The organism is Rhodopirellula bahusiensis (assembly GCF_002727185.1).
Classification (GTDB): domain Bacteria; phylum Planctomycetota; class Planctomycetia; order Pirellulales; family Pirellulaceae; genus Rhodopirellula; species Rhodopirellula bahusiensis.
On the sequence record NZ_NIZW01000010.1, the window covers coordinates 119,446 to 135,400 of the forward strand.

14 protein-coding genes are annotated in these 15,955 nt (G+C 56.1%); 8 read left to right on the forward strand and 6 right to left on the reverse strand.

The window, feature by feature from the left end; all coding sequences use genetic code 11:
• Window positions 1-248 precede the first annotated feature (248 nt).
• Window positions 249-470, reverse strand: a complete 222-nt coding sequence (locus tag CEE69_RS14505; protein ID WP_099261346.1) for a helix-turn-helix domain-containing protein — start codon at window positions 468-470, stop codon at window positions 249-251.
• A gap of 57 nt (window positions 471-527) precedes the next feature.
• On the opposite strand from CEE69_RS14505, the gene CEE69_RS32525 reads away from it, so the two are divergent.
• Window positions 528-692: a hypothetical protein gene (locus tag CEE69_RS32525; RefSeq protein ID WP_158231031.1), complete on the forward strand. Its 165-nt coding sequence runs from the start codon at window positions 528-530 to the stop codon at window positions 690-692.
• Window positions 693-920: 228 nt separating this feature from the next.
• Here the strand turns inward: CEE69_RS32525 and CEE69_RS14515 are convergent, their stop codons facing one another.
• From CEE69_RS14515 to CEE69_RS14535, 5 genes are all read right to left on the reverse strand, one after another.
• Complete coding sequence (locus CEE69_RS14515; RefSeq protein ID WP_143549248.1) at window positions 921-1,757, reverse strand: hypothetical protein; 837 nt, start codon at window positions 1,755-1,757, stop codon at window positions 921-923.
• 448 nt (window positions 1,758-2,205) lie between these two features.
• A complete protein-coding gene (locus CEE69_RS14520) occupies window positions 2,206-2,976 on the reverse strand; it encodes a helix-turn-helix transcriptional regulator (RefSeq protein WP_233215235.1) in 771 nt (256 codons plus the stop codon).
• A 158-nt stretch (window positions 2,977-3,134) separates the two neighbouring features.
• On the reverse strand, window positions 3,135-4,421 hold the full coding sequence (locus tag CEE69_RS14525) for an outer membrane protein assembly factor BamB family protein (RefSeq protein WP_099261349.1): 1,287 nt from the start codon (window positions 4,419-4,421) through the stop codon (window positions 3,135-3,137).
• A gap of 37 nt (window positions 4,422-4,458) precedes the next feature.
• Window positions 4,459-5,754 (reverse strand): hypothetical protein, encoded by a 1,296-nt coding sequence (locus tag CEE69_RS14530; protein ID WP_099261350.1) that lies wholly within the window; start codon window positions 5,752-5,754, stop codon window positions 4,459-4,461.
• Between the two features lie 122 nt (window positions 5,755-5,876).
• A complete protein-coding gene (locus CEE69_RS14535) occupies window positions 5,877-7,772 on the reverse strand; it encodes a tetratricopeptide repeat protein (protein ID WP_099261351.1) in 1,896 nt (631 codons plus the stop codon).
• Window positions 7,773-7,991: 219 nt separating this feature from the next.
• Here CEE69_RS14535 and CEE69_RS14540 point away from each other — a divergent pair, with 219 nt between their 5' ends.
• From CEE69_RS14540 to CEE69_RS14570, 7 genes are all read left to right on the forward strand, one after another.
• Window positions 7,992-9,026 (forward strand): 2-hydroxyacid dehydrogenase, encoded by a 1,035-nt coding sequence (locus CEE69_RS14540; RefSeq protein WP_099261352.1) that lies wholly within the window; start codon window positions 7,992-7,994, stop codon window positions 9,024-9,026.
• Between the two features lie 78 nt (window positions 9,027-9,104).
• Window positions 9,105-10,811, forward strand: coding sequence for a YihY/virulence factor BrkB family protein (locus CEE69_RS14545; protein ID WP_099261353.1), 1,707 nt, complete (start codon window positions 9,105-9,107; stop codon window positions 10,809-10,811).
• A gap of 190 nt (window positions 10,812-11,001) precedes the next feature.
• Window positions 11,002-12,078 carry a flotillin-like protein FloA gene (gene floA, locus CEE69_RS14550; protein ID WP_099261354.1) on the forward strand — a complete coding sequence of 359 codons (1,077 nt, stop codon included), beginning with the start codon at window positions 11,002-11,004 and terminating at the stop codon, window positions 12,076-12,078.
• A 1-nt stretch (window position 12,079) separates the two neighbouring features.
• Window positions 12,080-12,514, forward strand: coding sequence for a hypothetical protein (locus CEE69_RS14555; RefSeq protein WP_099261355.1), 435 nt, complete (start codon window positions 12,080-12,082; stop codon window positions 12,512-12,514).
• Between the two features lie 35 nt (window positions 12,515-12,549).
• A complete protein-coding gene (locus CEE69_RS14560) occupies window positions 12,550-13,455 on the forward strand; it encodes a rhomboid family intramembrane serine protease (RefSeq protein WP_099261356.1) in 906 nt (301 codons plus the stop codon).
• Window positions 13,456-13,553: 98 nt separating this feature from the next.
• On the forward strand, window positions 13,554-14,555 hold the full coding sequence (locus CEE69_RS14565; protein ID WP_099261357.1) for a sugar phosphate isomerase/epimerase family protein: 1,002 nt from the start codon (window positions 13,554-13,556) through the stop codon (window positions 14,553-14,555).
• A gap of 52 nt (window positions 14,556-14,607) precedes the next feature.
• Window positions 14,608-15,933 (forward strand): redoxin domain-containing protein, encoded by a 1,326-nt coding sequence (locus CEE69_RS14570; protein WP_099261358.1) that lies wholly within the window; start codon window positions 14,608-14,610, stop codon window positions 15,931-15,933.
• Window positions 15,934-15,955 lie beyond the last annotated feature (22 nt).

Sequence of the window (15,955 nt, forward strand, 5' to 3'; positions counted from 1 at the left end):
GTACAGTGAGACCGAAATCGCGGCCAATTGTTGGCCGAGCGTTCCAGGCTGATTTGGGGATGGTGTTGCTCTGCCAGTTTCTGCTTCGGACTGGGGGACAACAAATTGGTTTTGTCTTGAAAAGCGCCGATGGTTCGGCATAATCAGATTACCTCTGTGTTGGTCTCGCCGGTTCGCTGGTCACGAATCTCCGGCTTGGTCGAAAACATCCTCTCGTCGTCACACAATGGCGGCGGGAGGCTTTTGTTTCATTCCGATGGTCGATTGCCCTTACCGGTCGGGAATTTCTCGGACGCTGCGTCCAAGTCCGCTTTCGAATAGCGGATCATTCGCGGGCCAATCTTTCGGCCGCTGATAATTCCGGCGGCAACCAGTGACGCGAAGGTTCGCTCACTCATCGACCAGTAGGCCGCGGCTTGTGGTCGATTCATCAGGCCGGGCCACGCAGCGGTTGGGTTGGTGTCGCTCACGATGCAACCGCCTCATTCTCGAGCCACCTATCGAGAACCCGCCGATTGATTCGCCGGGTGTTGCTCGTTGATGTTGGTTTGGTGGAAGGCAGCCCCGCATTCAGCCATCTGCCGACAGTGCGGGCCGAGACATCGGAATACTTCGCGGCGGTTGGAATCGACATCCACTCTGGCCAAGCCGCTTTTTGCTTCGTTTCCATTTGGGTGAACTCCGGCGTTTGATCTAACAAAGCCCATTGCTTTGACGTGCCGGAATTCTTGGCGACGGTCGGACAACTTCGAAATTGTCCAACCGTTTTGTGGTGGCTTTTCTTGTCTGCCCCTGTCGCCCGCTGCTCGTTCACTCCGGGCTTTGCGGTATGAACGGATCCAGGGGGCGCATGAAAAAAGCGGGAGAAAACCCGCTTTCCTGCGTTTCGGACAATTATTCGGTTTTGTCCGAGTGGGTTTTTACCGCTTCCCGTGGCGGTTGTACGTGACGTTGCATGTGTTGTGATAGGTTTCGTCCACGCCTTCGTCCCTCATAAAGGTTGACAGCGTGATGCGTGCCTCCTTCGCAACAAGCCATCGTTTCCAGTAATCGATACGATCCTGCCTTTCCACTTTTGGCAGGGGCCCTCTCGATTTCTTCTCCCCAAGCAGTTTCGCTATTTGAGCCGCAACTAGCTGGGCGATCTCTTCGCTATTTGCGTGACCGTCAACAATGCCACATGCTCCGGTCGCCTCATTCTCGAGACGTGCAACCAACTGTTCAAAGACCGCGTTGCCTGAAACAACCGCCTCTTGGTCAATCTGGCTCAGGTTGTTTAGCGCTGGAGCAATCAGGTCTGGCCAGTCGTGTGGCCATTGCCAGTTTTGGGTTGCGTAGGTTGCATGACCAAGAATTGCCGCACGCACGATGTGCCGAGATTTCATCATGTCGGATGACTCGATACCGCGACTCTCGGCCTGTCGCATCAGCCACCGCACAGCGGATTCATAGGCCCAGAACAAGGCTTGGCGAAGCCCGTGTTCACTGATGCGATAGTCGCAATCGTGTGAATGCTCGGTTCGCTTGTAGTCTTGGATGAATGCGTTTGTACTTCCAAGAAATTCCGGCCACCGTTTCCAGTAGGCCCACGCCCACACTGCGACATCCTCGGATGGCTTGTCAGTGTCGAACTGTGATTTGTGCCCTTCAAAGAAATCAGCGATCCCGGTCAGCCTTTCTTCGATTGTTCGCCGGGAATTGTCGCAGGGAGGCTGTGATAACGGAGTGACTCCATTGCCAGCGCTAGCTTCATTCATCGGTTGTTCCTTCCGACTGTTCATTGTGCGAAAAGAGCCGGCGAGACGATGAACGATCGTCGATTCGGGAGCTACCCTAGCCGGTCTGAACGTCAATCGTACAGCTTCCGACTCAAATGCAAACCTCGGAAAAAGGATTGGCCAATTTTAGAATGGGACAACTGTGGGACACATCTGCAGCCTAGCGTTGCACTGGCACTGCCCTGTAAACAGCATTTCGGGGCGGTTGTGGGAATCGTTTCGTCCCGTGATTTGCGGGTTAAATGCCGGTCCGCTCACTGTCGTCTCACTGTTGGCAACACCGTCCCAAAATGGGACTGAATTAGATTTTAAGTCCCCTGTGTCTGCCAATTCCACCACCTGGGCATCAGTTGGTTGATGGCAGAAGTGTATCGCCTGAATTGGCATCCGTGAACTTGGGGACGTAAAAGTCTGTGAGTCGTTTCGATCAGGCGGATGATGAGGGGACTTCGACGTTGACAGGCAACAAGTCCGGCGTGCACTGGTGAGGTTTCGGGACGGCGTTGAAACGTTGCAGTGGCAAGTGCTCGGGGGTCAAACCGGCTTGCGCCACCAGACGCGTCAACTGGGCGATCGAAGAGACTCCAAGTTTGTGTCCGATTTCGGTTTTGTGTCGTTCGATTGTTCGTGGACTTCGATACAGAAGCCGCGAAACTTCGGGAACACTGTTGCCTTGTCCGAGCAAGACGAGCACTTCCAATTCGCGAGGGCTGAGCACCGAGAGCGGGCCCAGGTCGATGTACTGGCTTTGCGTGTCCTTTATATCGCCATCTGGCAGAATCCCGTCCAAGCGAGTCATCACGATGGCAAAGTTTCGATCGCCGTCCATGTGTGGGTAGAACGAGGAGACCAACATGCGACCGCAATAAATGTGCGTCGCTCGAAGTGCCTTTTTCGTTTCAACAACTTCCTTTACCCAAGCCATCCGTTCTTGCACGTACTCCTCGGCAAAGACGTCATGGAGACTCTTGCCGAGCAGGTCATCGTCTTCGATGCCGAACAGACGCAATGCAGCGCGATTGAAGTGGATGATTTGGCCATTGTCCTCGACGACCGTTAGACCGACGTCCGGTTCTTGGTCGAATACGTTCAACCAGTCGATGTTCTTCAATTCTTCGCGCATGGCTCCCTCTGCTGGATTCAGACTGTTGGGAACGACAAACGCGAACGTTCGCGGTGCCGCCTCAGGGAGACTCAATAGGCAACTGCTGTGCCAATTGGGCGAATTCGCTCATGGAGTGCGGGCTTTGTGACGTCGATAAGACAACTGGGGCGAGGCCGCTCCCGGCGACCTGTAGCATTTTTGATCCCAGGTCGCCGGAGCGGCCGAGTTTAAATGGTCAATTCAAAGCGACCTCATTCGGCGGTTGTTCTTGACTCCGCGACCGTCGAATGAGCGAGCTTGATGAGCGATCGATCGCTACGAAGAAACACGGAACCATCCGAGACGGCGGGTGTGGCGAGCATCGGACCGGTGAACTCGGCGGTACCAAGCACTTCGACTTCGCCGGAGTCTGACGCATCGCCGTTCACACCATTCCGTTCTTCACCGACCACCGTGATGGTTCCGGATTGGTCAACGACGTAGATCCCCGAAGCGGTGGCGATGGGCGTTGCCCAAACCGATTTGACTTTCCGCATGCGTGTTTTCCAGGTCGACTCTCCAGTCGCGAAATCGGCGGAGGCGATCACTGATCCCTGGTTCACGATGACTTGCCCGTTGTGGACAACCGGTGAAACGGATCTGCAATTCAGTCGAGTGTTCTCCCAGGCGATCGGGAATTCAGGTTCGCGAAGATTGAAAGCGGTGATGCCGTTTCCGGGGACCAGCAACAATGGTGGCGCCCACGTCGGTGAAGAGGTCGTGCTACCGGAGATGTCGAGTGTCGCGATGAGTTCGCCGGAGCGTGCAGCCACGATCTCAATGCCATCGGAATTTTGGAAAACAAAAGCTGGGTCGGGCAAACGAACGGCGATTGGAGTGGCCCAGCCGGAGCGGCGTGGGCGAGGACGAGTCCAAAGCGTTTCACCGGTTTCCAGATCGATGCCGCTGCCGAATGAGTCGCCTTGGTTTTCCAATTGGACGGCGACCACATCGTCCAGGATCACCGGCGAGCTGCTCATCGAAACATCATTGCCCGTCCGAGGGTGATCCACCGCAAGGGCTCGGTACCAAAGCGGTGTGCCGTCGGTCCGTAAGCAAACCAAGTCGCACGAACTGAACAGGGCGATAATCTTTTCACCGTCGCTGGCGGGTGACGGCGATGCGTTGGCGCTGGTCGGGTGTGTGTAAGGGCGACCGAGGGCGTGGAGCGTTCTCTGCCATTGGCGTGTTCCGTCCGCTGCGGAAAATGATTCCACATACAGATCGCGTTCGTCTTCTCCACCGCTGCTGGTCACCACGACGGAGTCGCCGATCACGATGGGACTGCTGATCCCGCGGCCCGAAGTGGGAACCTCCCAGGCTGGTTCGATCGAATCGTTGACCGGGATTGGAGTGACTTCACTGGACGATGAAGTTGTGTCCGATCCGCGAAATTGCAACCAATCCAAGGCGAAGGCACTTGGTGCCGCGAGGCTGGATGTCAATCCGATACCCGCTGCGATCAATCCAATTTGAATGGAGCGTCGTGAGAGATGCATGACGGTCAGGTCCTGAGGAAGTCGTGGTGAAAGAGTTTCAGGGAGCGACGTTGACCACGGTCACGGGGATGCCGCGGCCGGTTGAATCCGTCAAACGAAATTGGAAGTGCCAGTCTTGTGCCCAAGGTTGGGTTTGGTTGTTCTGGCAGATTTTTAAAAGTACCGAGTTCAGTCCCGGACGCAGTTGGCAATTCGAAACGTACTGATCGATGCTCGAACCCGAGTGATAGACTTCGTTGCTCAGGATGGGCTTTCCGTTGACCCAAGCTTTGTTGGCGTTGATGCAACCCAGCCTCGCTTGGACGTCGGTTGTTTCTCCTTCGGGCAGTTCGAAGAAGCAAACCGCGTACGCGATTGCGTCCTTGGCATTGTCATAGGTGGGATTCAGATCCACCATTCCCGCGTTGTCCTCCGTGGCAAGTGATTGCCAATCAAGCATGTCGCCGGATGGTTCGGCGGCGCCGGTCTCGCCCGCATTCGCGGAGGCTGACTTCGCCGCGAAAGATTGATTTGTCAGTTCGGTATCGAGCGGAGAATCCGTGTACTTGGTTTCGACCTCGTAGACCTGATCGAATCCCTCGCTGTCTTTGTTGCCGAAGGGAGCGATGACTTGCCACTGCATGATCATCGCGAGTTGTTTGGCAAGCTGAACGGGACGGTCGAGTTGCTTGAGCGATGCGGTGATGTCCCGAAGATGGTCCGGGTGACGAGCGAGCGGCAGCAACCGAAGGTAGGCCTCGATTGCGTCTTCACCTTCGAGCTCCTCGGCCAAATCCAATTCACGCTGGATTGCCAAGTACCGAAGCGGAATGAACGGATCATCAACGGCTTGTTCGAGCAATGGTTCGCGTCGCTGGGGAGCTCGGTCGACGAGGTGGCGATAGATCAGATATCGAGCATCGCCGTCGTGAGCGCGTTCATTGAAGAACGAGAGCAAGTCTTCGTTGAGCGCACGCGTGTCTGCCTCTGTTGTTGCGTTGGATTCGGCCGCTTCGATTTGCTGAGAGGCCAACAAACGCAACCAATTTTTGGCACGTGGTTTCGCGTCACTCATCGAATTCAGCGTCGCGAAAAGTTGAGACGTCGAGACATCCGTCGACTTTGGTTGAGCCGACATCGTCTTCATCGCCTCGGTGTGTCCGACCCCTTCCGCTTCCACACGGTTGAGGACCTCGACCAACGAATCGTCGGTGGCGGTGTCAGCAGGCTGATCCGCCGTGGCGATGCCGCCCAAAAAGATCGCGGCCAGCAACGAGATTGCTGCTGGCCATTGGAGCTTCGAATTCGCGTTTGGTCGCGAAAACGTCCATCGCGAGGATCGAGACAGAGGCATGACTTGGGTCCCGGAAGGGAGGCGGGACGGATCCCGCCGAGAAATGGGCGAAGGCAACTTCGCATCATCCTACAACACTTCCAGGCACGCCGTTGTCGGCGGCTCAATCGAAACGGCTGTGATCAAGTGTCGATCAAATCGTCGGGTGAGAGCAACGGAATCTGATTTTCCTCCGTGTCTTGCTTCTCACGCCAAGGTTCGTTGCCGCGATAGGATTCCAGCTCTTCCTGCAGTTGTTTGAGCTGAACCGATTCCTCGCTGGCTCCTTCTTCGAGTTCCTTTTGGGCGGCTTCGACCGCTTTTTCGCTCCACTTCTTGGCGTTTTCGAAGTCACCTGTTTCCGCGTAACCGGCGGCCAGGGTGCTCAGGATGTGGCCCTCGGCTTCTTCGGTCATCTCGACAGCACGCAGACCGAGTTCGAGCGAACGGGCGCCATTTCGAACTTCGTCTTTCGGCGAAGTTGCGAGGACCCATGCCAAGTTATTCAGCACGCTGGGGAGGATGATTGCGTCGGCTTCGTCATCGGCATCGAGGTTGGTCAACGCTTTTTCGTAGTCCGCGATGGCTTCGGCGTGATCGCCAACGGCGAGGTAAGCGTCGCCGCGAGATCGCAAGACGGATGCATTCTTGGGATCACGATCCAGCACACCACTGAGCATGTCGATGGCTTGGCGAGGTCGATCGTCTTGTAGATAGAGGTTGGCCAGTTGCAATTGGCGATACACATCATCGGGACTGCGGTCGATCAAGATTTTCATGTCGTTGATCGCGTCCGCCATTCGTCCTTCTTCCACCGCGATGAAACAGCGAACCACGATGGCTTGATCGAGTTGTTCGACTTGAGGTGCCAAATCGATAGCGGCGTCCAAGTCACGTTTGGCATCTTTGACATCGTCGCGGCGAAGCGAGATTTCCGCACGTTGCAGCAAAGCGATTGGATCCTTGGGCTGCATCGCGAGAGCTTTGTTCAGATCCGCCAACGCGTCATCTTCGCGGTCCATGTTCGTGTACAGCAACGCTCGCAGACGATACAAGCCTTCGCTTGGGCGGGCTTGGATGGTTTTGCTGAGCAATGCCAGTGCATCGTCGGCACGATCGAGCTCGACCAGTTGCTGAACCGTGGCCGCTGCGATTTGTTCGTTTGTGGGGTCGAGTTCGAGAACCTTTTGCAAGTCTTCGACTGCTTCGTCGAAGTCGCCTTCCTGCATTCGAAGTCCCGCTCGTTGACGGACGGCTTCGGCGTTGCTCGGATCCAGTTCGATTGCTTTAGTCAGATCCGCCAATTGATCCTCGGATTCGTCTTGGGTCATCGCGCGAAGCAAATAAGCCGTGCTGAGTTCTTTGGGATCGTCTTGCAACAGTTCGATGGCGGCCGAGGTCGCTTTGGCGATTCGTTCTTCGTCACCATCGGGAAGCAGGTTCAACCGGGCGATCAGCATGTGAGCTTCGGCCAACTTGGGATCATTTTCGATCGCCTGATCGAGAACTCGCAGGGCTTCGTCACGGACTTGCAATGCGCGGCGGCCTCTCATGCGAGTCATCGCACCCGCCAGGCCTTGGCCTCGTTGCAGTTGGATGCTGCCGAGCATCTTTTTCGCGAAAGATTGATTTTCGTCGTCGAGTCCCTTGGCCAAGGCGGATTCGATCAGCGAAGCGACAGCCTCCAGATCATCGTTGGATTCCGCATCGATGCGTTTCAGGACGGCTTCGTCCAAGTCAGCTTGGCCGGGATCCGCCGCTTGCTTCATTTGCGAAGGCAACAACGGGGGCGCACCCGGAGGGACCGGTGCGACGGGAGGTGCCGGTTGAGCTTCTTCGGCCGGGGCAGTTTCAGTCGCCGGTTCTTGTTCAAGCGTCGTGTCGGGAGCTTGCAAAGGAGCGGCCTGCAACGAATGGACAGGCAACGCAGAGAAACAAATGACCGCGACGCCCGCCAAGACGCGAGGGTGGCCGAGTGTGTCGGCAATGGGGCGGAGGAGGTTCGAGTGTGAACGCTGGCCGCTGCGTCGATGATTCATCCAGAAGTCTCGTCGAGGGGAGGTGGGTCAAATTGGAAGGGTGTTGGATTCGGTTTCCGGAAACCGTTGCCGCTGAATCCATTCGTATCGCGTGGCACGCGGGTTCGGGAAAGGAGCGCGGTTTGCATTCGCTGTTCCGGAACCCTGTGTTTCGCGGACGAACTCCATCGTATCATTTTTAGGAAACGAGAAGCCCCGGTCGCGGGATCGCGGTCCATTATGCCGGTTTCGAAGAAAGCCGCGAAGGGGAATCCGGACGTTGAAACGCCAAGAACGAGAATTGAGACGATGAAACACAGCGTATTGGTCACACGGCAAATTCCCGGCGATTCGCTGCAGCGTCTTCGAGAGGTTTGTGAAGTCGAGGTTTGGCCCGAGACATTGCCGCCCAGTCGCGATGAGCTTTGTCGGCTTGTCAAAGGACGGCATGGATTGCTGACAATGTTGAGCGATCGGGTCGACGGTGAGTTGATGGATGTCGCGGGAGATCAGCTTTGTGTCGTCAGCAATTACGCGGTCGGATACAACAACATCGACGTCGACGCGGCCAAGATCCGCGGCATTGCGGTGGGGAATACGCCGGACGTGCTGACCGATGCGACCGCTGATTTGGCGGTTTCGCTGCTCTTTGCGGCCTCGCGGCACGTTCTGACCGCCGGCAACCAGGTTTGTGACGGCGAGTGGAAAACTTGGGAGCCGACCGGTTGGTTGGGCGTCGAACCCGCGGGCAAGACGCTGGGGATCGTCGGCATGGGACGCATCGGAAAGGCAACTGCGAAGCGATTGGTCGGCGGTTGGGAAATGGATTTGCTTTACACCTCCCGGAGCGACCAAACGGATATGGAAAAAGAATTGAGCGGCCGCCGCGTCGAACTCGACACTTTGTTGGCCGAAAGCGATTTCGTGTCCGTCCATGTCGCGTTGACCGACCAAACTCGCAACCTGATTGATGAAGATGCGATCTCGAAAATGAAGTCGACTGCGGTGCTGGTCAATACGGCTCGCGGCGAGATCATCGATCAAGACGCTTTGGTGAAGGCTCTCGAAAGTCGATCGATTTTCGCGGCGGGATTGGACGTGACCACTCCCGAACCGTTGTCCGCCGATCACCCGTTGGTGAAGTCGCCTCATTGTGTGATCCTGCCACACATTGGCAGTGCGACTCACGCTAGTCGCAATGCGATGTCCGAGATTGCGGTCGACAATTTGATCGCGGGGTTGTCCGATCAGCCGCTCCGGTGCTCGGTGACTTGAGCAAGCGGATGACACTTCGCTGCAGAGTCGTTCGTTTCGAATTTTCCATCTGCCGATCGCCACTCCAAGGAACACGCCGTGCGTCACTGGTGGAACTACATTGTCGAAACGATTGAACGCCCGCGGGACGAACTGTCTCGCCGCCAGCATCAACTTCGCACGGCCTGGGATTTAGTCATTCACTGCAGCGAACAACTGCACCGACATCGTGCTGAGGGCATGGCGGCGGAATTGACTTACCGGACCATTTTTTCATTGATTCCCGTCGTGGTGCTGGGGTTGGTGATGTTTCGCGTCTTCGGCGGATTGGACGATGTGCAGCTGAGGGTGGAGAACCAGTTGTATTCGTTCTTTGGCGTTCCACAGATTCCGGCCGAGTACATCCCGGTGCCGGAACCCGAACCCGGTGCCTTGCCTATCGAAGCGAGCTTGGACCCGACGGAAGTGAACACGCCGGACTTTGCTGATTCAGATGATCCGGTGATCGAAACCATTGTGCCGGAAGAAGGCGAAGTCGCCGACGTCGATGAGAACGGTGCGACCGGGGAGGAAGGAATCGGAGGTGGGGCGGACGGCATGATGCAAGGCGATGCCACCGACCCAACCATTGATGGCTATCCGCCGACACCGGAAGCAGCGGCGGGTGAAGCCATCGACGCGGAAGAAATGGAAGGCAAAGCGGAAGCCGACGACCAAGCTCGCGAAATCATTCGGCAAACTTTGCACGGAGCGACGTCCAAGATTGCTTCGTTGGATTTTGCGTCGATCGGCGTCTTTGGGTTGTTGCTGTTTATCTACGCGGCGGTTGCGCTAGCGGACGCTACCGAGTACTTGTTCAACCGAATCTTTGATGCACCGACGCAGCGGCCGATTCATCTTCGCGTGGCGGTGCACTGGTCGATCATCACGCTCGGAAGTGGGCTGCTGGCGCTCAGCCTTTACATGTCGGCTCAAGTCATCGATTGGTTTGGAGATTTGGGGGCCGGTTCGGGACCGGTTTGGATTTTGCAACACGCGTTGTCGCTACTGGCCGGTTGGGTGTTGTTGTTTTTGCTCTATGCGTTGATGCCCAACACGCACGTTTCGGTTCGAGCAGCGGTGATGGGATCGGCGGTCAGTGCGGTGCTGTGGGAAGTCGCCAAGTACGGTTTTCAGATTTACGTCACCACGGCCGTTCCTTATTTAGAGCTTTACGGATCGATCGGTGTGATCCCGTTGTTCCTGCTTTGGATCTACCTGACTTGGTTGATCGTTCTGTTCGGATTGATTCTGACCTACACACTGCAAACGGTTCGCGGCAAAGAGTTCCGTCGAGGTGGTGAAAAGCAGGAGGATCTGCCCGCCGGAGACCCCGATTGGATGCTGCCAATCATGACCGAAGTCGCGATCGCGTTTGCGGATGGCGAAGCGGTGGGGCGGCAGGAACTGTCCGATCGTTTGGGGCTTTCCAGCCGTGTGGTTCATGAGATGGAGAACCGTTTGATCGAGGCCAACTTCCTTCGACGAGTGGTGACGGGGGCGGGGCAAGAGAACCAATTGACGCTCGCACGACCCGCCAACAACATTTTGCTCGCTGAAGTGATGCGGTTGGCTCACCGGTTCCGTCCCGCGAGCAATCATCCGGCTTGGAAAACGTTGGCCGACTTGAAGGAAGCGGAATGCGTTGCCGCTGGTACCCGCTCGCTCGCTGATTGGATGACGGAGGATTTGCCGCCGGAGGCCGATGCGAACTCCGCCGAAGTTGTTGGCGACACGTCCGAAGAGGACGCCGATTCGGATGGTTGAATGAAGTTTGTCTCACTCACGCCGCGACCGAGTTGCTGCGCTTGACACTGGATCACGGGGCCAGGACGATGATATCGGCCCCTGGAAATCCGAGTGAAGGAAAAAACGCCTTCCTCGTGTTCTTTTCGAGCCTCTTTCAACCAGGTAGCTTCGCCCGGTTTGAAAAAATGCCGCCCCCATGAGACGCCCCATGATCGCATCGCTGTTGCTGGACACCCTGCCTTTGGCTCAGATGCCCAAGGTCACCACCGCACTTTTGGTTGGTGCGTTGGTGATTTTCGCCGGGATCGTCGTGGTGCTGTTTATCTTCACCAGTTACTTCGGATTGTGGATCCAATCCGTGCTGACGGGATCCAAAATCTCGTTTGGCAACTTGATTGGGATGACCTTTCGAAAGGTCAACACTCGGGCGATTGTGCGAAGCAAGATCATGGCGACCCAGGCTGGGTTGGATGATCCCGAATTGACGGTCGGCGCGCTCGAGGCGCATTACCTGGCCGGAGGAAATGTTCAACAAGTCATTCGGGCGTTGATCGCCGCGAAAAAAGCGAAGACGATTTCTCTGACGTTCCGAGAGGCGACGGCGATTGACCTCGCAGGTCGCGACGTATTGGAATCAGTTCAAACGAGCGTCTATCCCAAAGTCATCGATTGCCCGCCACGTGGTTCCGCGAAACCTTCGTTGGATGCGGTTGCGAAAGATGGGATTCAGCTGAAGGTTCGGGCACGAGTGACGGTGCGAGCCAACTTGCAACAGTTGATTGGTGGTGCGACGGAAGAAACCATCATCGCCCGCGTCGGAGAAGGGATCGTTAGCGCGATTGGCTCGGCGGACAACCACAAGGCGGTTCTCGAAAACCCCGACGTGATCAGTAAAGCCGTGTTGGTGAAGAAGCTGGATTCGCAAACCGCGTTCGAGATCGTTTCGATCGACATCGCTGACATCGACGTGGGTGCGAACATCGGTGCTCGGTTGCAGGCCGATCAAGCGGAAGCTGACACCGCCGTGGCTCGAGCCAATGCGGAAGGCAAGCGTGCCGCCGCGGTCGCTGAAGAACAAGAAATGCAGGCGTTGATTGCCAAGAGTCAAGCTGAAGTGGTCGAGGCCCAAGCCGATGTGCCACGCGCGATGGCCGAGGCTTTCCGGAGCGGTAAGCTCTTGGTGATGGATTACTACCGATTGCAAAACGTGAACGCCGACACTGACATGCGAAAAGCGCTTGCCGGCCATTCGCAGGAATCCGACGTGGTGGAAGAAGGTCGCTGAAATGCCTCGCGAGGAAAACCCAAACGAGTTGGAAGCCTTCCTTCGCAAGTCCGCGGAGACTCGGCAACGCAACGCGATCGAATATCGCGAATTGCAGGAGGAACAGCGTCGGGACCAACGCGGGACTCGTCCTCGGCAGTACTCAGATCGAAATCGTGAGCGAGTGTCGCGGCAGCTCGCCGAGGCCATCGATGTGTCGATCGTGGATGACCACGGCGATGATGACGTCGTGGTCGGCGAAGTCGTTGAGGAACGACTGGGCAAAAGTTTGGATAGCGAGAGAGCTTCGATCGGACAGGATCGCAGTTCATCGAGCTCGAATTCTGGAGGCCGGGTGGTGACGCCCGCCGAAAATCTGCGACGATTGCTGTCCCGACCCGGTGGGGCTCAACAAGCGTTCTTGATGAGCGAAATTCTCAAACGTCGCCCGTTTTAGCGACGCCAAATTTTTGTGATGGATAGATTGCCAGAATGGGGCTGAACGAACGCGACTACAGTCGCTCGGAACGAACACCTTGGGATCGAATCGAGAATCCCGTCTCGATGATCAAGATTTTGATCGGAATCAATGTCGCGGTTTTTCTTGTGGACATTGTTTTTGCCGATCAGCTGATCCAGTGGTTTGGCGTGAGAGGTCAGACTCTTTTCAAACCATGGCTGTGGTTCCAAGCTCTGACCTATGGATTTCTGCACAACGTTCAGGACGTCCTGCACATTCTGTTCAACATGTTCTTGTTGTTCATCTTTGGGCGACCGGTTGAGCAACGGTTGGGGGGCAACGAATTCCTTCGGTTTTATCTAATCGCAGTGATCTTCGGTGGCATCGTTGCGATGCTGTACCCATGTGCAATGTCGTTGATTTATACGGGGCAAATCAGTCCCGATTTCATCGGTGTGCCCACCATTGGAGCCAGTGGTGCTGTGGTGGCTGTGATGGTTTTGTTCGCCTGCTACTTCCCCAATCAGGAAGTGCTGTTCATGTTCGTTTTCCCCATGAAGGCTTGGGTTTTGGCCAGCCTTTTGGTGGTGGGAGACCTGGCATCGGCGTTGGGTCTGTTTGGCGGGGCAAGTTCCACCGCCTTCGAAGTCCACTTGGCCGGGGCCGTTTTTGGGTTCCTTTACTATCAGCTCGGATGGTCGTTTCAGTGGCTTGATTTCACACGGTTCGCTGAGATTCCTGAGCGAATGCGGCAGAAATCGCGACGGGCGAAGCTGAAATTGCACGATCCCGATAAAAAAATCCGGGCAGAAGCAGAGGATGCGGACCGAATTCTAGCTAAAATCCATGAGTCAGGAGAATCCAGCCTGACATCCTCGGAACGTAAGACCCTGGAGCGATACAGCCGGCGTCAGCGACAAAAACGCGAGTTGGACTGAACCGCTCCGAGTGAACTGGCAATCCGTGAGGACGCGTACCTCTGGTTGAGTCGCTCGTCAGTTCCACATCCACCTTGGCACCTTTCCATTTCGGTCCAATGAAGACTCCATTGATCCATCGCCGCTCGGCATTGCAATTGACCGCCACTTCCGCGATGGCGGCCTGGTTGGCTCAACCTTTGAATCTGCTGGCTCAAGAAGCCGAGAAAGCCGCTGAAAAGGCCGGCGAGCCATTGCCCTACATGGACCGCATCGGATTGCAGTTGTACACACTGCGTGATGCGATGAAATCCGACCCCGAGGCCACGCTGAAGGCGGTGGCTGAGGCTGGTTATCGCCAAGTCGAGTTGATGAACATCGACGATGAGGCCGTGCGGTTGGCGGCGATCGCACGTGACAATGGATTGATCGTTCACAGCGCTTTCATGGATTTCAATGTCATCGCTGAACCGCAAAAAGACGGAGTCGGTTCGGTCGAGCAAACCTTGGAATTGGCGGAACGCATTGGGTTGCGACACGTCGTGTTTGGCTACATCGCGAAACATCAACGCGATACGGCGGACAAATGCCGTGCGATCGCGGATCGAGCCAACAAGGCGGCTGATCAGACTCGCAACGCCGGGATGCGGATGTGCTATCACAACCATTCCTTCGAATTCGCGACGTTCAACGGAGCCGAGGCGGCAAACGCGACCGACGAGACGAATCAAAACGGTGACGAGAAGAAACCGGACAAGCTGACCGCGTTTGATATTTTCGTCGAGCGTTTTGATCCGCACAAAATGGAATTTGAATTGGACGTGTTCTGGGCCAAGATCGGCGGTCGCGATCCAATTGAAATGATGCGTCGATTGGCGGGTCGGATCAGCCAGGTGCACTTGAAGGATCTGAAGAAGGACACCCCGGTGATCACCGACGAAGGGCAAGTTCCCAACGACGCCTTCCAAGAGCTTGGCAATGGAATCATCGACATTCCCGAGGTGATGAAGTTGGCTCGTGAAATCGGCGTGGATCAATGTCACGTCGAACAGGATCAGTCGCCAGCGCCATTGGACAGCGTTCGAGAAAGCGTCGCATTCTTGAAGGACGCATCCGCCTGATCGGCATCCTCACCCACTCTTGTCTTGCTTCTTTTGTTGATCGGCTGTCGTTGTGAATTGTGTTCGTTTGGGGAAATGGAATGTCCTGCCGTCATTGATGTTTTTCGTCGCCGTTCTTGGAATGGCATCGGTTTCGGTCGGGCAGGACAAGCCTTCGTTTGAACTCAGTGATGACGTTCGCGACGCTCTGACGCCGCTGTTCTCTCGCATCTTGAAAGCGGATGTCTCTCGGGCGACGGTGGAGTTGTCGGCTGAAACCGTGATGGGCGGTAAAGTCGTTGAGACGGCTGATTCGGTCTATCAAATCGCGTCGAAGTATCCCAACCAGTACACGGTTTACTACAAGTCCGCTGACGATCGAAAACGGCTGTATTCAGACGGCGAGAAAGGTGTCGTGGCGCTCACGCCCGAAGCTTTCTTTCGATTGCCTCAAGTCGCATCGTGCCAAGAGCTCGCGACGCGTTCAGAAATCAATCTCGGACCCTATCCGGAAGCGGTGTTGGCACTCACGTTGGCAGGAGTCGATCCCGCGGTCACCTTCCTCGGCGGAATGAAGTCAGTCGAAGTCGCGGGGAAGATGAAGTATCGAGGCAGCATCCAATCCATCCACCTGCGCGGGCAGCAAAAAGATGGTGTCTCATGGGATCTATGGATCAGCGATGAGGGTAAGCCTCGACCGCTTCGTTTGCTGGTCGATCTCACACCGATGTTGGTCGCAACCGGACAAGTCGCGGTGCCTCAAGGCTATGCCTACTCGTTGCGTTACGACTTCAAGTCTTGGCGAGTGACGGGTGAAGTCGACGACAAACTGTTTCAGTACACGCCACCACGAGAAGCGGTGGAATACGAATCGTTGGAAGAGTATCAACAGCAAGCTGCTCAGGAGCTGGCGGAGCATCCCCTGCTGGGCGAATCCGTTCCCGACTTTGAACTCACGTTGCTGGATGGTTCCATCGTTCGAAAAGCGGACTTGAAGGGCAAAGTCATCGTGTTGGATTTTTGGGCGACTTGGTGTGGTCCTTGTTTGCAGGCGATGCCCGTGATCGCCGAGACGACTCGAAAGTTTGCGGACAAGGACGTGCAGTTTTACGCCGTCAACGTTGGCGAAAGTTCATCGCTGGTGAAAGGGTTCGTCAGCGAACAAGATTGGGATGTCTCCGTGGCATCCGATCCGGACGGTGATTTGATTGAGGCGTTCACGGCCAAGTCCATTCCACTGACACTCTTGATCGCTCCCACTGGCATCGTGGAAGCGGTTCATCAAGGGTTCCCAGGCGAGGCCGAGCTGAAGCAGCAGTTCACCGATGAACTGGAGGTCTTGGTACAAGGCGGACGAATCGCCTCTTCTGTTCCCGCCGATGCCGAACCTCAAAAGTAGTTGAGACGGTTCAGCGATTTGG

What these genes read in the sequence shown, in the direction of transcription:
- floA (WP_099261354.1), top strand. Translation starts at nt 11,002, where the DNA reads ATGATCGCATCGCTGTTGCTGGACACCCTGCCTTTGGCTCAGATGCCC.
- CEE69_RS14565 (WP_099261357.1), top strand. Translation starts at nt 13,554, where the DNA reads ATGAAGACTCCATTGATCCATCGCCGCTCGGCATTGCAATTGACCGCC.
- CEE69_RS14525 (WP_099261349.1), bottom strand. Translation starts at nt 4,421, where the DNA reads ATGCATCTCTCACGACGCTCCATTCAAATTGGATTGATCGCAGCGGGT.
- CEE69_RS14540 (WP_099261352.1), top strand. Translation starts at nt 7,992, where the DNA reads ATGCCGGTTTCGAAGAAAGCCGCGAAGGGGAATCCGGACGTTGAAACG.
- CEE69_RS14530 (WP_099261350.1), bottom strand. Translation starts at nt 5,754, where the DNA reads ATGCCTCTGTCTCGATCCTCGCGATGGACGTTTTCGCGACCAAACGCG.
- CEE69_RS14560 (WP_099261356.1), top strand. Translation starts at nt 12,550, where the DNA reads ATGGGGCTGAACGAACGCGACTACAGTCGCTCGGAACGAACACCTTGG.
- CEE69_RS14515 (WP_143549248.1), bottom strand. Translation starts at nt 1,757, where the DNA reads ATGAATGAAGCTAGCGCTGGCAATGGAGTCACTCCGTTATCACAGCCT.
- CEE69_RS14535 (WP_099261351.1), bottom strand. Translation starts at nt 7,772, where the DNA reads ATGAATCATCGACGCAGCGGCCAGCGTTCACACTCGAACCTCCTCCGC.
- CEE69_RS14555 (WP_099261355.1), top strand. Translation starts at nt 12,080, where the DNA reads ATGCCTCGCGAGGAAAACCCAAACGAGTTGGAAGCCTTCCTTCGCAAG.